9 protein-coding genes and 5 tRNA genes are annotated in these 14,957 nt (G+C 38.2%); 4 read left to right on the top strand and 10 right to left on the bottom strand.

The window, feature by feature from the left end; all coding sequences use genetic code 11:
* The first annotated feature begins 140 nt into the window (after window positions 1–140).
* A complete protein-coding gene (locus MLC52_RS11440; protein WP_434580536.1) occupies window positions 141–2,528 on the top strand; it encodes an EAL domain-containing protein in 2,388 nt (795 codons plus the stop codon).
* Window positions 2,529–2,530: 2 nt separating this feature from the next.
* Complete coding sequence (locus MLC52_RS11435; RefSeq protein ID WP_434580534.1) at window positions 2,531–3,550, top strand: GGDEF domain-containing protein; 1,020 nt, start codon at window positions 2,531–2,533, stop codon at window positions 3,548–3,550.
* Between the two features lie 7 nt (window positions 3,551–3,557).
* Here MLC52_RS11435 and MLC52_RS11430 read toward each other — a convergent pair whose 3' ends face one another.
* The 3 genes from MLC52_RS11430 to hrpB all read right to left on the bottom strand — a co-directional run bounded on the left by MLC52_RS11430 (window position 3,558) and on the right by hrpB (window position 9,868).
* Window positions 3,558–6,305 carry an EAL domain-containing protein gene (locus tag MLC52_RS11430; RefSeq protein WP_434580532.1) on the bottom strand — a complete coding sequence of 916 codons (2,748 nt, stop codon included), beginning with the start codon at window positions 6,303–6,305 and terminating at the stop codon, window positions 3,558–3,560.
* A gap of 101 nt (window positions 6,306–6,406) precedes the next feature.
* A complete protein-coding gene (locus MLC52_RS11425) occupies window positions 6,407–7,327 on the bottom strand; it encodes a cytochrome-c peroxidase (RefSeq protein WP_434580531.1) in 921 nt (306 codons plus the stop codon).
* Window positions 7,328–7,363: 36 nt separating this feature from the next.
* Complete coding sequence (gene hrpB / locus MLC52_RS11420; RefSeq protein ID WP_434580530.1) at window positions 7,364–9,868, bottom strand: ATP-dependent helicase HrpB; 2,505 nt, start codon at window positions 9,866–9,868, stop codon at window positions 7,364–7,366.
* A gap of 188 nt (window positions 9,869–10,056) precedes the next feature.
* On the opposite strand from hrpB, the gene MLC52_RS11415 reads away from it, so the two are divergent.
* Entirely contained in the window at window positions 10,057–11,517 is a 1,461-nt protein-coding gene (locus MLC52_RS11415) for a sulfurtransferase (RefSeq protein WP_434580529.1), read from the top strand.
* A gap of 71 nt (window positions 11,518–11,588) precedes the next feature.
* On the opposite strand, the gene MLC52_RS11410 is transcribed toward MLC52_RS11415, so the two are convergent.
* The 7 genes from MLC52_RS11410 to MLC52_RS11380 form a co-directional block, all read right to left on the bottom strand.
* Window positions 11,589–12,134, bottom strand: a complete 546-nt coding sequence (locus MLC52_RS11410) for a hypothetical protein (protein WP_434580527.1) — start codon at window positions 12,132–12,134, stop codon at window positions 11,589–11,591.
* Window positions 12,122–12,535 carry a thioredoxin fold domain-containing protein gene (locus MLC52_RS11405; RefSeq protein ID WP_151899389.1) on the bottom strand — a complete coding sequence of 138 codons (414 nt, stop codon included), beginning with the start codon at window positions 12,533–12,535 and terminating at the stop codon, window positions 12,122–12,124. Before MLC52_RS11405 ends, MLC52_RS11410 begins: the two co-directional genes overlap by 13 nt.
* Before the next feature lie 59 nt (window positions 12,536–12,594).
* A tRNA-Ala gene (locus MLC52_RS11400) sits at window positions 12,595–12,670 on the bottom strand.
* A 43-nt stretch (window positions 12,671–12,713) separates the two neighbouring features.
* Window positions 12,714–12,802 (bottom strand) — tRNA-Ser (locus MLC52_RS11395).
* Between the two features lie 25 nt (window positions 12,803–12,827).
* Window positions 12,828–12,901: transfer RNA gene (locus MLC52_RS11390), tRNA-Cys, on the bottom strand.
* Between the two features lie 19 nt (window positions 12,902–12,920).
* Window positions 12,921–13,007, bottom strand: a tRNA-Leu gene (locus tag MLC52_RS11385).
* A gap of 41 nt (window positions 13,008–13,048) precedes the next feature.
* Window positions 13,049–13,123 (bottom strand) — tRNA-Gly (locus MLC52_RS11380).
* Window positions 13,124–13,265: 142 nt separating this feature from the next.
* On the opposite strand from MLC52_RS11380, the gene ilvD reads away from it, so the two are divergent.
* Window positions 13,266–14,957, top strand: a complete 1,692-nt coding sequence (gene ilvD, locus MLC52_RS11375) for a dihydroxy-acid dehydratase (RefSeq protein WP_151899390.1) — start codon at window positions 13,266–13,268, stop codon at window positions 14,955–14,957.

The raw sequence follows: 14,957 nt of genomic DNA, 5'->3' as shown, positions 1-14,957 counted from the left end.
TCTTTTTTATTAAATTTATCTTAAAATGCACAAAATTGTGTTTTTTGGATACTGATTATGACATTACCGGAAAAGCGGAAACGCTGTTTAGCTGTACTTTTTGCAATAAAGATGAAAACGCTCCATAGAGTATGCAACAAATGATTGAAAACAGTAAAGCAGAAATTTTGCCAAAATTTGAAGAACAGGAATTTGAAAATCTGATAGGTACCATACAGGATAATTTAAAAATCCTTAAATTTGTACTCAACAGTGTGCCGATAGGTATTTTTATATATCAGCCCAATATTGTCTATGCAAACAACTACACACTGCAGCATTTTAAAATAGACGCAAAAGAGCTTTTTTCCTATACTCCAGAGATGCTCCTTGACAAAAGTACCCCGCAGCATGTTCGCAAAGACCTCATAAGCAAAGATACCGGTATCAAAAACTACAAACTGAGATTAAATGTAAAAGGTGTCATTTTAGATGTTATTGCCGTTTCGCAGACTATTGTCTACAAAGGCAAACCGGCAGGTATTATCTGGTTTATAGACAATACAAAGTTTAAAGAGATAAAAGAAGAGTTTTCTGAGTTGCTGCACTATTTGCCGATTGTGGCCTATAAAGTACGTATATTTAAAGACAAAAGTTTTCAGGTAACTGTTTCAAAGGCTATAAAAAAGTTAACAGGTTTTACTTCTAAAGAAGCAGAATCAAATTTATTTTGGTGGCAGGAACATATTTATGAAGCAGACAGAGACAGAATGCTCAAAGCGCAGAAGGCTCTTGTTGCAAACAAGTATATGCAACACCAGTACCGAATAGTATGCAAAGACGGCTCTTATATCTGGATTGATGACAGGCTTGTAAATCTGAATCGCGGTGATATGATTCTAGATATTTTAGGTTTTTGGAATGAAATAACCGTACTGAAACTCCATGAATTTGCAAATCAGGCAATAGCTGAAATCAATCAACATTTTATTACACAAAGCGATGAAGAACGGATCCTGTTTTGTATATGCAAACATTTTGTTGAGAGTGAATTTTGTGAGCAGGTTGTTTTAACACGAAAGTCAGGAAAGAAATACCGTTATCCCGAGAATGATATAAAAGATTTTGTCATGCAAAAACATCTGAAAGTTGCTTATGCAGAAGAAGTTTTAAAAATTGTTTTTTATTTTCAAGCCAAAATAACAAAACCGGAAGTTTTTGAAGGTATTTTGAATATGTTTAAAAACAATGTGGAAACCGGGCTGAAGGCTCTTAGGGATGCAAGAAAACTGAATTATCTGACCTACCATGAGTTTCTTTGCGATTATCCTAATGATAACGCGCTTAGAAAAAAACTAAAAAAGTATAAAGAGCCTTTTGCTCTGCTGATTATCAATATACGTTCTTTTTCAAATATTAACCTTCTGTATGGCTTTTCATTCGGAAATAAAGTACTTTGTGCGGTGGCGGATATAATGAAGGAGAGTTTGGCAGTCACCGACTCTGTTTATCATCTTGCAGGTGATAAATTTTGTCTTTTTATTAAAGATGTGAACCAGCTCAAAAAAATTGCCAAGAAAATAGCCAACCAGTGTGCACATAGTATTTTTGTCAAGCAAAGGCACATTCCCGTCAGTTGCAGATTCGGCATAGCAAAATACCCTCAAGACAGCGAAAACAGCTTAGAAGTAAGAGATTTAGCGATGACGGCACTCTCTTATGCAAGCAAACACAAACAAGAGATAGCAGTATATGAGCCTAAAATGAAAGAGACGTTAAGTACATACATTGAGACGGAAACAGTACTCATTGATGCAATAGAAAATAATGCCTTTGTGCTGCATTATCAGCCTGTAACAGATGTAAAAACAGAAAAAATTCTGCACTGTGAAGCACTTATCAGGCTTAAAGATAAAAACAATAAGCAGATAGTGCCGGAGTATATGATACATGTCGCAGAAGAGCTTGGGCTTATTAAAAAAATCACAAAGATTGTTATAACAAATGTTGCGAAGCAGCAGCAGATCTGGCAAAAAAAAGGTTTGCATGTAACGGTTGCCGTAAATATTTCTTCTTATGATGTAGAGAGTGAAGAATTTCTGGATTTTTTTGAAGAGACCATGACAAAGTATGGCCTGAACAATAAGAGTATAGCAATTGAAATTACAGAAAGAACAGCGGTACAAAATTATGCGGCAGCAGAAAAATTTCTGCAGATTATGAAACAGCTTGGCATATCTGTAGAGATTGATGATTTTGGAATAGCACACTCTTCACTGTCTCAAATAACGCAAATGGAATTTGATACACTTAAAATAGACAAGTCTTTTATTGATAAAATTATACAAAGCGACAAAGAGCGAGAAATTGTAAAGATTATAATTGAGATGGCAAAGGTTTTAAATGTTACAACTTTGGCAGAAGGTGTTGAGAGCAAAGAGCAACTTGAATGGCTTAAAAAGAATGGCTGTGATATGATACAGGGGTATTATATTTCCAAACCGTTGAGTGCTCAAGATTTTGAAGCATATTTTTCTTTAAGGGGCTAAGATTGAATATAGATCTGCAAAAACAGTATGTTCGCAATGAATATATACAGACCTATTTTCGTCTTTTTTTTATTGCTGTATCGGTTATTGCCATTACGTATTATACTTTTGTTGAGCATGCGCTTAGTGTTGAAGTCTATAAGTATATTATGCTGTTTCCTGTTTTGATGCTGAGTTTAATTGCAGTATATATGTTTATAGTTTACAAATATCCCTATTTTCTCCAAAACCAACGAATTGTTTTTATGAGCTTTGTTGAAACAACAGCAACTGGTTATGTTATGTATCTGACAGGACCGCTTTCGGCATATTTTCCTGCTTTGCTGTTATGGTTTTGTATAGGGTACGGAGTACGGTATGGAGAAAAGATAGGATTTGTCACCTATGGTATAGTTTTAATTACCTGGCTTGTTCTGCTCAACACCAGCCCGTTCTGGATACAAAACAGAGCACTCGGTTTTGGCTGGTTTATTGCTTATCTGGTTATTCCTCTGTATTTTTTCAAATTGCTGCAAAAACTTCATAGCGATGTGAAAACATTCAACTACAAAGCGACACATGATCCCTTGACAGGTCTTCCAAACAGATTTTTATTTGACGAAGTTTTATATCAATATTTAAAAGGCAAAAACTTTGCGTTGATATTTGTAGATTTGGACGGCTTTAAAGAGATAAATGACTCTTTTGGACACCTCACCGGCGATAAAGTTTTAGTAGAAGCATCCAAAAGAATAGAGCAGATAACTGATTTTACCTCTCGTTTGGGCGGAGATGAATTTGTTTGTATTATGACATTTAAAACAAAAGACGAATTAAAAAAGAGATTGGACAGACTTGTTGAAAATCTTCACAAAACCTGTCCAAACAAGCGTATCACAATTTCTGCGAGTATAGGTGTTTCGCTTTATCCAAATGATACATTTTCGGCACATGAATTAAAGAAGAAAGCAGATGCGGCAATGTACAAAGCCAAGGAATCCGGAAAAAACAGATATTTTTTATACAGTGAGCTTGCCAGTTAAAAAATATTTACAGAATCTTTTCAGAGAATCTTTCAATAATCTCTTTACATGTAACCGGTCGTGAAAAAAGATAACCCTGTCCAAAATCACAGTTTGCTTCAGCCAGAAACTCTTCCTGATCCTGTGTTTCTATGCCTTCGGCAACTATCATATAGCCGAGTGTTTTTGAAAGCGCTATAATTGCTTCGATGATGACATTGTCCGAACTGCCGTTGGCTATGTCATCGACAAAAGATTTGTCTATTTTGATGGTATCGGTGGGGAGTTGTTTGAGATAGGACATAGAGGAGTACCCTGTACCGAAGTCATCGATTGAAATTTTAAATCCATAGTTTCTGAAGTTTTGCAAAATATTCAAATTGGCAATGGTGTGTTCCATTATAAAGCGTTCAGTGATTTCTATCTCTATCTCATGCGGTTGGACATTGTGTCTTGCCGCTATGGCTAAAAAAGTTTCCAAAAGATTGGCTTCTTTGAACTGTAAACTGGAGACATTGATAGCAATGTAGTGTATGTGAATGTTTGCTTCTTTCATTTGCTTAAATGCTTTGCAGGACTCTTCAAAGACGAAGTACCCAAGTGGGATAATCGTACCGTTTTCTTCGGCGACAGGAATAAATTTGTCAGGGGTAACATTGCCAAGTTTTGGATTTTTCCATCGGACAAGGGCTTCAACAGAGTGGATGGTTTTTGTTTTGAGTCTGTATTGTGGTTGAAAAACCATATAAAGTTCATTGTTTTGCAAAGCGTTACGAAGTGCCATGTCAATGTCGAGTCTGTGCTGTATGTTGCGTGAAAGTTCTTGTGTGTAGTAGCGGAAGTTGTTTTTTCCTGACTCTTTGGCAAGATACATCGCACTGTCGGCATGTTTTATGAGTGTCTGGGAATCTTCTCCGTTTTGCGGATAAACGGCTATACCGATACTTGCCGTAGTGATAAGCGAGTGCTCATTTACATGTATGGGTTCTTCAAGGTTTTTTATAATGTTTTGAGCGACTATTGCCGCATCGCTTGCAAGTGTCAGGTTTTCCAAAATTATAACAAATTCGTCACCGCCCCAACGGGAAATAAAGTCACTTTCTCTGAGTGTCGTTTTCAGTCTTGAAGCAACAGTTTTTAAGACTTCATCTCCTATGTCATGCCCGAGTGTATCATTAATGACTTTAAAACGGTCCAGGTCTATAAACAATACAGCTAAAATATCCTTGTTTCTTTTGCTTATTATGAGTGCATGTTGCAAATACTCTTCAAAGTTGACACGATTGGAAAGTCCTGTGAGCGCATCATGATAGGCAAGATAATCCGCTTTTGCCTGTGAAGTCTCTATCTCTCTGAGGTCGGTCTGTACTGCAGTATAGTTGAGAACATCGCCTTTGGAGTTTGTGATTTTTTTAATTGTTGACCAAAGAGGAATCAGTTCACCGTTTTTGGTTTTATTGACAAATTTTCCTTTCCATATACCGTGTTCTATCAGTTGATTCCAAAGATCTTTGTAAAAACTTGTATCCTGTACTCCCGAGTGTAAAAATTTAAGACTTTTCCCTTTGACCTCAGTAAGGGTATACCCGTATATGTTTGTAAAAGCACTGTTAATGGAAATAATCCTTCCCTCTGCGTCTGTTATGATGATGGATTCTTCTGTATTTTCAAAAACACTGGCTGCCTGGGCGAGTTGCTGGTTTTTTTCTATATACTCTGTGATGTCAAGTTTTAAGGCAATGTAGTTGACGAGCTTGCCTTGAAGAAAAATCGGAACGATGGAAGCCTTTTCGTATAAAAGAGAGCCGTCTTTTCGTTTGTTGATAAACTGTCCCTCCCATTTTTCCCCTTTGGCAAGTTTTGCATTGAGTTCTTCATAGAGAGCCGGGTCCTGAATATCTGATTTTAAGATTCTTGGATTTTGTCCCAGTACTTCCTTCGCTTTGTATTTTGTTGTTTTTTCAAATGTTTCGTTGACATAGACGATATTTCTTTGTGCATCTGTGATGACCACAATGTTGTCACTGTGTTCTATGGCATATTTAAATGCCAAAAGTTCTTTTTTTGTTTTGTTTGACTGAAGATGTGAAAAAATAAGTACAAATAAAATCGAAACAGTTACAAGGAAAAATACTATCATCAGCCATGTCTGGTGCTGCAAGTCTTTTTCATAGTCAAGTGTTATATGACGCTTGAGTGCTTCGAGTTGCCTGTAAAGCGGATTTGTCTGTACTTCTTGTGAAACCTCTTTGAGTGATTGGAGTGTTTGGAGCATTACTTTTGCGTGCATATAAAAAGTATAAAGATATTGACTGTTTTTATTGCGGGCAATTATTTTAAGTTCATGAAGCTTTTTTTGTATGGTTTTTTTATCTATATATTCACTTGAAGCATATCGCAAGATATAAAAAAGAGCCTCATTGGTAAGGTTCTTTGCCTGAAGAGAAATATCAGCAGCATTGGAAATTGTCGTATGCAGATCAAAAAGAAAATGGGAGCTGTTTATAAGAGCAGAGTTTTGTGCTTTGAAGTATTCTAAATCATCAGCTTTTTTTTGAAAGTTTTGGGCAATTTTTTCTAAAAGAGGTGCAGTGTTTTTATTGTATTTTTGCATATCCTGACGCAGGCTTTTTAAAATTTTCTCAAATTGTTTTTTTTGCTGGTCAACTGTATCATAATTTGTGAATTTATTTGCAGTGAATGTAAAGTCATTGAGTTCTCTGTCTATAAGTTGCAGTTGGGTTATTTTATTGCTTTGGAGTGAAAAATGACTCATGTTTTCTTTGATTTTGTAGCCGTTTACAAACATTATAAAAATAAAAAGGATGAAAACAAAGAGTATGAATGTAGTTTTATCGGTATGCTTTAATTTTTTTCTCATTTTGGCTCAATATTTTTAGGAAGTTCACCGTTGAGAGACTGTAAAAAAGCAGTTATTTTCGCAATCTCTTCTTTTGTAATATGACGACCGAGTTGATACTGAGACATAATTTCTACCGCTTTTTTCAAATCATAGGTACGCCCGTCATGGAAATAGGGTGCCGTCCTTGCAATGTTTCGAAGCGAGGGGACTTTAAAAAAGTATTTGTCCCGCTCTTTATGGGTAATATTGTATCTTCCCAGCCACTCGGAATTTGGTTCATTGAAAATACCAAATTTGTTATAAAGATTGCCGCCAATGTTCTCTCCGTGATGGCAGCTTACACACCCCTTTGACTTAAAAAGTGCATATCCCTCTTTTTCTTTTTGAGTGAGAGCACTTTTATCACCCCTGAGATATATGTCAAAGCGGGAGTTTGGCGTGATGAGTGTTTTTTCATATTCCGCGATGGCATCTGTAATATTATTTTTGGTAATACCGTCATTATAAATTGCATCAAAAAGTTTTTTGTATTTGCTTTTTTTGAGTTTTGGTATGATCTCTTCAAAGCTAGAACCCATTTCAACAGGATTTTCAATAGGTCCAATGGCCTGTTCCTGCAGATTTTTTGCCCGACCGTCCCAAAACTGTCGAAAATTAAAAACAGCATTATAAACAGTAGGTGCATTCACTGAGCCTTCTTGCCCTTGAATACCAAAAGAGAATTTTAACCCGTCATCTCCGCCATTGTATAAGTCGTGGCAGCTTGCACAGCTGATAGTATTATCATGCGATAAAATAGGATCAAAAAAGAGCGCTTGACCGAGTTTTGCCTTTGCCTGATTGACCTGTACACTTTGCGGTAAAGGTGTAATAGGCTCATTTGCCGTTAGCAAAGTAACATAAAAAGAGAAGATGAGAATTATTATTTTATACATACTGTAATATTATCACAAATAACCTAAAACAATATTTCATTGTCCGTACATATGTTTTTTCGTTTTACTCGTAGCAACAGCTTCAAAAGGATTTTGCGGCCAATAATGCCTTTTGTATTTTCCCCGTAACTCTTTTGCGACCTCGGCATAAGAGTTCTCCCAAAAGCTTTTTAAATCATAAGTGATTTGTATGGGTTGCATAGCCGGTGTGAGGAGATGCATCTGTAAAGGGAGTGTGCCGTTTAACACTTTGGGTGTTTCATGAAGTCCGAACACTTCTTGTATCTTTACATGTAAAGAGGGTTTGTGAACGTCGGTGTAATCTATATGAATACTTGAACCGCTTGGTACTGTAATACTTTGGGGTACCTGAGTGTCCAAAAGCTGCTGCTGTTCCCATGTCAAGAGTGAGCGTAACAGCGCATAAATATCTAAACTTTCCAACTCTTTTATGCTTGCAATGTTGTCAAGATGAGGCTCCAGCCAAAGGTCAAGTCTCTCAAGCAGCGCTGTATCACTAAAGTCTGCAAACTCTTGATGATGGTGTAAAAAATTGACTCTTTCTTTGAATTTTACAGCTTTTTTGCTCCATGTCAAAAGTTCCAGACCCTCTTTTTTTATTAACTCTGTAAGCAGTTTTTGAAAATCTTGCCCTTTTGCAACCTGTATCGGTTTTGCAAAAAGAAGCAGTTTTAAAAAGTAAGTCTCTTCTCTTATGTCAAACTTCTTGTTCTCTTTGTTGTAGTTTATTGTTTGTTTGGTGTGCATAAAGGAAGAAAAGTATTGCTCAATCTGTGTCATTGTTACACTCAGTGCCAGATTTATAAGTGAGTCTTTGGCATGTGCATGGAGATTTGCCACAACCAGGTACTCTTCATTGCGCAAAGTGTCTTCGTCATGAAGCATGGCACCTTTTGCGTTGCTGAGTATGTATTTGTTACTGTTGCTGTCTCTCCGTCTAGCGAGTCTGTCAGGGTAGGCAAAAAGGAGCAGTACCCCGAGTATATCTTTGTCAAGTGAACTGTTTTTTTTGTGTACCTGTTTGATATTTTTGAGTTTTTTATAAAAAAACTCTGCTTCGCGGAGTACTTCTTTGGCTCTGAATGTATGGATATAGCTACTGTTGAAGTCTTGCTCAATAAGATGTATATATCGCGGCAGTATGTCACTCTCTTTTGATGCATCTTTAAAAATATCTTTTTCTCCCAAAAGTGAGGCCAGCAGACAGGCTTCATAGGCAAAGCCCAAATCATTTGCTTTTAAAATCATATAGGAAAATCTTGGATGCAGTCCCAGACTCAGAGCATCTCTGCCAAAAGCGGTGATTTTGAAAGAAGTATCAAGCATTGCAAGTTCTTGCAAAATTTTTTTTGTTTTTTGAGTAGTGTCGGGATGCGGAATATCCAAAAATTTCAGTTCGCAAAAGTCATCAACACCCCATAAAGCCAAATCCAGCATCAGTGAGGTTAAATCCGTCCGGAGTATTTCGGGTTTTGTGGACGGTTGCAGTATTTTTGATGCATGCCACAGCCTGTAGCAGACTCCGTTTGAGAGCCTTCCGGCTCTGCCTGCTCTTTGAACGGCGGCATCTTCTGAGACAAAGGACATTTCCAAATGATTCATCGCATTGGCATGGTTGTAGTGTGAGAGCTTCTCCAGACCCGAGTCTATCACGACTGTCACGCCCTCTATGGTCAGAGATGTCTGTGCAATGTTTGTACTGAGTATGATTTTTCGTTTTGAGGAGGAGGAGAGTGCCCTGTCCTGTTCTTTTTTTGAGAGTGAAGAGTAGAGCGGTACAATGAGGAGATCTTTGCTAACGGTATTAAGAAGTGCATTTTGCAAATTTTTTATCTCTTTGACTCCTGGCAAAAAGACTAAAATATCTCCTGTATGCTTTTTTAATGCCTGCAGTGTCGTTTTGAGAAGCAAAGCATTCAAAGAGCGTGCGTCAGGTTGTTTTGTTTTGATGTCAAGATATATATTTTGTACATCATATCTTTTCCCTTTTGAAGTTATCACGGGAACATCACTGAGCAGGGAGGAGATTTCGTTTGCATTGAGTGTGGCGGACATAATCAGGATTTTCAACTCATCACGTAAGAGTTCCTGTACCTGCAAAGACAGCGCAAGGGACAAATCAGTGTGAATACTGCGTTCATGAAACTCATCAAAAACAATCATAACTACATCATCCAAAGTCTGATTGCTTTGGAGTTTGCGTACTAAAACAGCTTCGGTAACAACCAGAATTTTGGTGTTTTTTGAATAAACACTGTCCATTTTTATCTGATAGCCCACACGCTCTCCAAGTGGTTCACCCAGAAGTTTCGCCATTTGCGAAGCAACCATCCGGGCAGCCACGCGCCGCGGCTCAAGCATAATGATCATTTTGTTTCCAAGCCAGGCTTCATCAAGCAAAGAGATAGGCACAACAGTGCTTTTTCCTGCCCCGGGAGGAGCCTGTAAAACAAGCCTGTTATTATTTTGCAGTGATTTTTTTACATCTTCTAAGACGTCATGTATCGGTAGGTTTATCATATAGAGTATTATAGCATTTTATCCAAATAATTTTTTCTTATTTAAATGTTTATAAAAACTGATACTGCTTTTGCCAGTGTGTAATTTTTACTCACTTTTATTATTAATTTATATTATAACATCAAAAAATTATAAAAATTATATTTTCGTGATACAGTTACGGTAAATTTTTAAAATATGGAGTAAAAATGAACAAAACATCACTTATACTGGTTGCAGCAACTTTGGCTGTATCACTTGAAGCAGGTACTTTTTCAAACTTTTTTGACAGAGTTTCTAAAAAAGGGCATTCTATAAAAGTTGTAAGGGGTTTGAACCACGATCAAAAAAGTTATAAAGATAATGAGTACGGTCTTGTAAATGCAGACGTTGCTGCAAAGTGGATTAATGACTGGGAAGCAAATAAACCAGCAGGTGTGAACGGGCGCCTGTTTGTGATGCAGGTAGGACTTTTGCCGGGAAGCAAACCATTTGTGAAGCATGACGATGTGCATGTATTTACTTTTGACAGAACAGCAGGGTGTACTACAACAGGCGATATTCGCAATGACGGAATTTCTGATATTCCTATGCCGATTTTTTCAGGCGGTATGACAGGTATGGACGGTGCTTTTTGGGCATACGATATCAATCCGAATGAAGATATGCTTTTGGTTGTAGTCGCATCAGATGATCCTCAGAATATGGCACTGGCATCACGCTTTTTGTGGACAATGAGTTATTGGGGAATGAAAGAGGATCATGTTTCATTAATGAACGGAACGGCAATGTATATGTTTGATCCTGAGTTAAACCCTCGTATAAAAAGAGCGGGTGTAACGAGCAAAGAGTCAATGTTTACAGAGATGGGGTCTGAGTATTTGATGGCTCCGGGCGGAAAACTTGATTTTGGTGACGCAAAAAGCGGTCGTGCACCGGCACAGCGCCAGAACTTTGAATCTATAAAAACACTGCCTACCCAACCAAACTTCTCATTGTTTGCCAGTATGGAAGATATAATGAATGTAGTTGATGCAAACCAAAAATCTGATGTTATTATTGATGGCAGAAGTGCGGCTGAATACAATGCTGAAATCGAAGTTAAAAGAAGCAAAACAGAAACAAAAGAGTGTGGTGTAAATCATGATAAGCAGTGCTATTCCGCGTTTGAAGGACATATCAGAGGTGCTGTTAATCTCGAATACCGCAGTGTTATTAACACTCAAGACTTTGTCAAAGATCTTAATGGTGACGGCATAGTCGATGAGCGTGATGCATCGATGACTTTTCTCTCAAAAAGAGAACTTAAAAGAACATTTAGAAAATTAGGCGTAAAGCGTGACAGTGATGTATATACATACTGCAGAACAGGTACCCGTGCATCGCTTGTGACTTTTGCATCGTATGAGATTTTAGGATACAAAACACACATGTATGACGGTTCATGGATTCAGTGGTCAAAACTTGCAGATGCGGTAGATACTTACGCAAAACAAATGCTTCCGGAAGATTCACCATGGAGAACAGATGTTTCGCGCTATACAGAAAATATAAAATATAACGATTCTGTTGATGTGGGACCGGCTTCTGCAACACTTTATCCTTATGCGCCTGAAGGTTCAGGAAACCGCATTGTAGAAGAAGATGAAGCCTATCGTTTTGACTTCTAGGTTTTAATATGCAATAGGGGAGGGGAGGTCCCTCCTTGTGTCGTTATTTTGCAGTGCGCTTTTTACATCTTTCAGCGTAAAAACTTTGCAACTCTCGGGTTGCGTTTGACTGCTTCCTGTTTTGCTTTTTGTGTCGCATTAATAATATTTTTGATAACAAATGGATTGAGTTTCACTGCTTCTAATTGCACTTTTTCTGAAGGGTAAGTGATAAATTTAATGATTTGCGGATTATGTCTTACTGCGACTATTTGTGCTTCTTCGTCAAATGATTCAATCAGTTTTGTTAATGCTATGTTAAAGCTGCCGTCTTTCATAATCTTGTTTACTGCAAGAATCTGAATCTCTTTCGTTGGATTTTCAATCTCTTCAATAGCTCTTGGAGAGGTTTCCAGTGCTGCTTTTTGTACCTTATACGAAGGGGCTTTTATAAATTGTATTTTCCACCAGTATTGTGTAACCGCTTTGATTTGTTCTTCTTCACTGAGTGAAGAGTAATACTTTGTTCTTTCTTGTATCTGTTGTGCATAGGAAAGGTTTTTTGGCTGGGCACATCCGGTAAGAAGTACAAATAAAGCAAGTGCACTGAAAGTAAAAAATTTCATTAAAGGTGCCATAAGTAGTTTTCCTCTTCCTGCCAGCCGTCAATCTCATCAATAATCTGTCCACTGGGTGCATCTATAATATAGGTAACCGGTGAAAAAGGTCTGATAAGTTTTTTGGGAATATTTTTATCTGTATCGCGATTTATTATAAGCTTTATATACTTTTTGTTGATATAGTCTCGTATATCTTTTTTTATTAAAATAGTATCTACCAGACGATGACAAAAAGGACATCCGTCACTTACCAGAATTACAAGAAGGTCTTTATTCTCTTTTTTGGCAATGTTAACAGCTTTGTTGTAATCTCTTTCATATCCCATATACTCTGCAAAAAGATTGTAATCATCCCAATAGTTGGCATACAGAGAAATTGACAGTAAGGGCAATAATAATAGTTTCTTATAAAAATTCATGTTTTTATTTTAGCATAAAATGATAAATAAGGAATTTGATGGACAAAACGAATATGTGGTGGTGGAGCATAGCGGGATCGAACCGCTGACCTCTTCGCTGCCAGCGAAGCGCTCTCCCAGCTGAGCTAATGCCCCATATATATTTGTAAGTATCGTAAATGTTTTTTGATTTTATAAATGGTGGACCCTCAGGGATTCGAACCCTGGGAGGTGTTACCCTCGCCGGTTTTCAAGACCGGTGCATTCGACCAACTCTGCCAAAGATCCACATTTGTAGTTATGATTAAAAAACTGGAGGTGCCACCCAGATTTGAACTGGGGATAGCAGCTTTGCAGGCTGCGGCCTTACCACTTGGCGATGGCACCAGTTTCAGTTAATTATCAGTGGTGCCCGGGGCCGGACTTGAACCGGCACAGTATTGCTACCGGGGGATTTTAAGTCCCCTGCGTCTACCGATTTCGCCACCCGGGCAATATATTGAGTGTACCACAGTTTAACAATCTTAAATTAAATGGAGCGGGAAACGAGGTTCGAACTCGCGACCCCAACCTTGGCAAGGTTGTGCTCTACCACTGAGCTATTCCCGCAATTTCAGTTTACAATTTGTAAGTGAGCCGGAATTATAGCTTTTTTTTTTTGCTTTGTAAAGAGTTTTTAGTTAAAAATAGTAAAAAAGTGCTATAATCGCATTCATATTTTAAGATGTAAACTACTATACAGGGATTTTTTATGAGAAGTGATATAATCAAAAAGGGCTTTGATAAGGCGCCTCACCGTTCATTGTTGCGTGCTACCGGTCTAAAAGATGAAGATTTTGACAAACCGTTTATCGGAATTGCAAACTCTTATATTGACATTATTCCAGGACACTTTTTCTTGCATGAATATGGTGAAATAGTAAAAGAGGCCATCCGTGAAGCAGGCGGTGTGCCATTTGTATTTAACACAATCGGTGTTGATGACGGTATTGCCATGGGGCATGACGGTATGCTTTACTCTTTGCCGTCACGTGAAATTATTGCGGATTCTATTGAAACTGTTATGAATGCGCACAAACTTGATGCGATGATTTGTATCCCTAACTGTGACAAAATTGTTCCGGGTATGATTATAGGGGCACTCCGTGTGAATGTTCCTACTATTTTTGTCTCCGGTGGGCCTATGGCTGCGGGACACAAAAAAGACGGTACGCCGATTGACCTTGCAACTGCATTTGAGGCAGTCGGTCAGCATGCCGAGGGTAATATGACGGATGAGGAGCTGTATGAGATAGAGTGTGAAGCTTGTCCTTCCGGCGGAAGCTGTTCGGGTATGTTTACAGCAAACTCTATGAATACTCTCTGTGAGGCGATGGGTATAGCACTTCCTGGTAACGGAACTGTTTTAGCCATGACACCTGAGCGGATTGCAATGGTGAAAAAAGCGGCAAAACGTATTGTCGAGCTTGCAAAAATGGAAAATAACGAAAAATACAATTTTAAAAATATTTTGAATGAAAAAGCGGTGCATAATGCATTTACCGTAGATATGGCTATGGGCGGAAGTTCAAATACTGTACTGCATATGCTTGCCATTGCAAAAGAGGCAGATGTTGATTTTAAAATAGAAAATATTAATGCAATTGCAGAAAAAGTTGCACACATTGCAAAGATTTCTCCGTCATTAACAACTGTTCACATGAAAGATATAGATGATGCGGGCGGCGTCAATGCGGTAATGAAAGAGGTTTCCAACAGAGGCAATGATGTCTTGCAGCTTGATGCACTGACTGTTACCGGTGAAACTATCGGCGAGAGAATTAAAGATGCCGAGATAAAAGATACAAACATTATTCATACAAATGAAAATGCCTACTCTCCTGTTGGCGGGCTCTCGATTTTATTTGGAAACCTTGCGACTGAGGGTGCGGTTATTAAAGCAGCCGGCATTGTAGACTCTATGAGACACTTTAAAGGTACGGCTATCTGTTTTAATTCACAGCAAGAAGCAATAGACGGAATTATGGCGCACAAAGTCAAACCGGGTAATATTGTAGTGATTCGCTATGAGGGTCCAAAAGGCGGTCCCGGTATGCAGGAGATGCTTGCCCCGACGGCACTTATTCAGGGTATGGGGCTTGGCGAGAGTGTTGCGCTTATTACCGACGGGCGTTTTTCTGGCGCTACCAAAGGGGCTTCCATCGGTCATGTTTCTCCAGAAGCTGCCGAGGGCGGACTGATCGCATTAATAGAAGACGGTGATGAGATAGAACTTGATGTGGACAAACACATCTTACAGTTAAATGTAGACGGCGAAGAACTTGCAAGAAGAAAAGACCATTATGTTCCTTATAAAAATGAAGTAAAATCAAAATGGCTGAAACGTTATCAGTTGCTCGTCTCTAACGCATCAAACGGTGCTGTATTAAAAACAGAATTATAA

It is taken from the genome of Sulfurimonas sp. NW15, assembly GCF_051132285.1.
Classification (GTDB): domain Bacteria; phylum Campylobacterota; class Campylobacteria; order Campylobacterales; family Sulfurimonadaceae; genus Sulfurimonas; species Sulfurimonas hydrogeniphila.
This window is presented reverse-complemented; position numbering and strand designations above follow the sequence as displayed.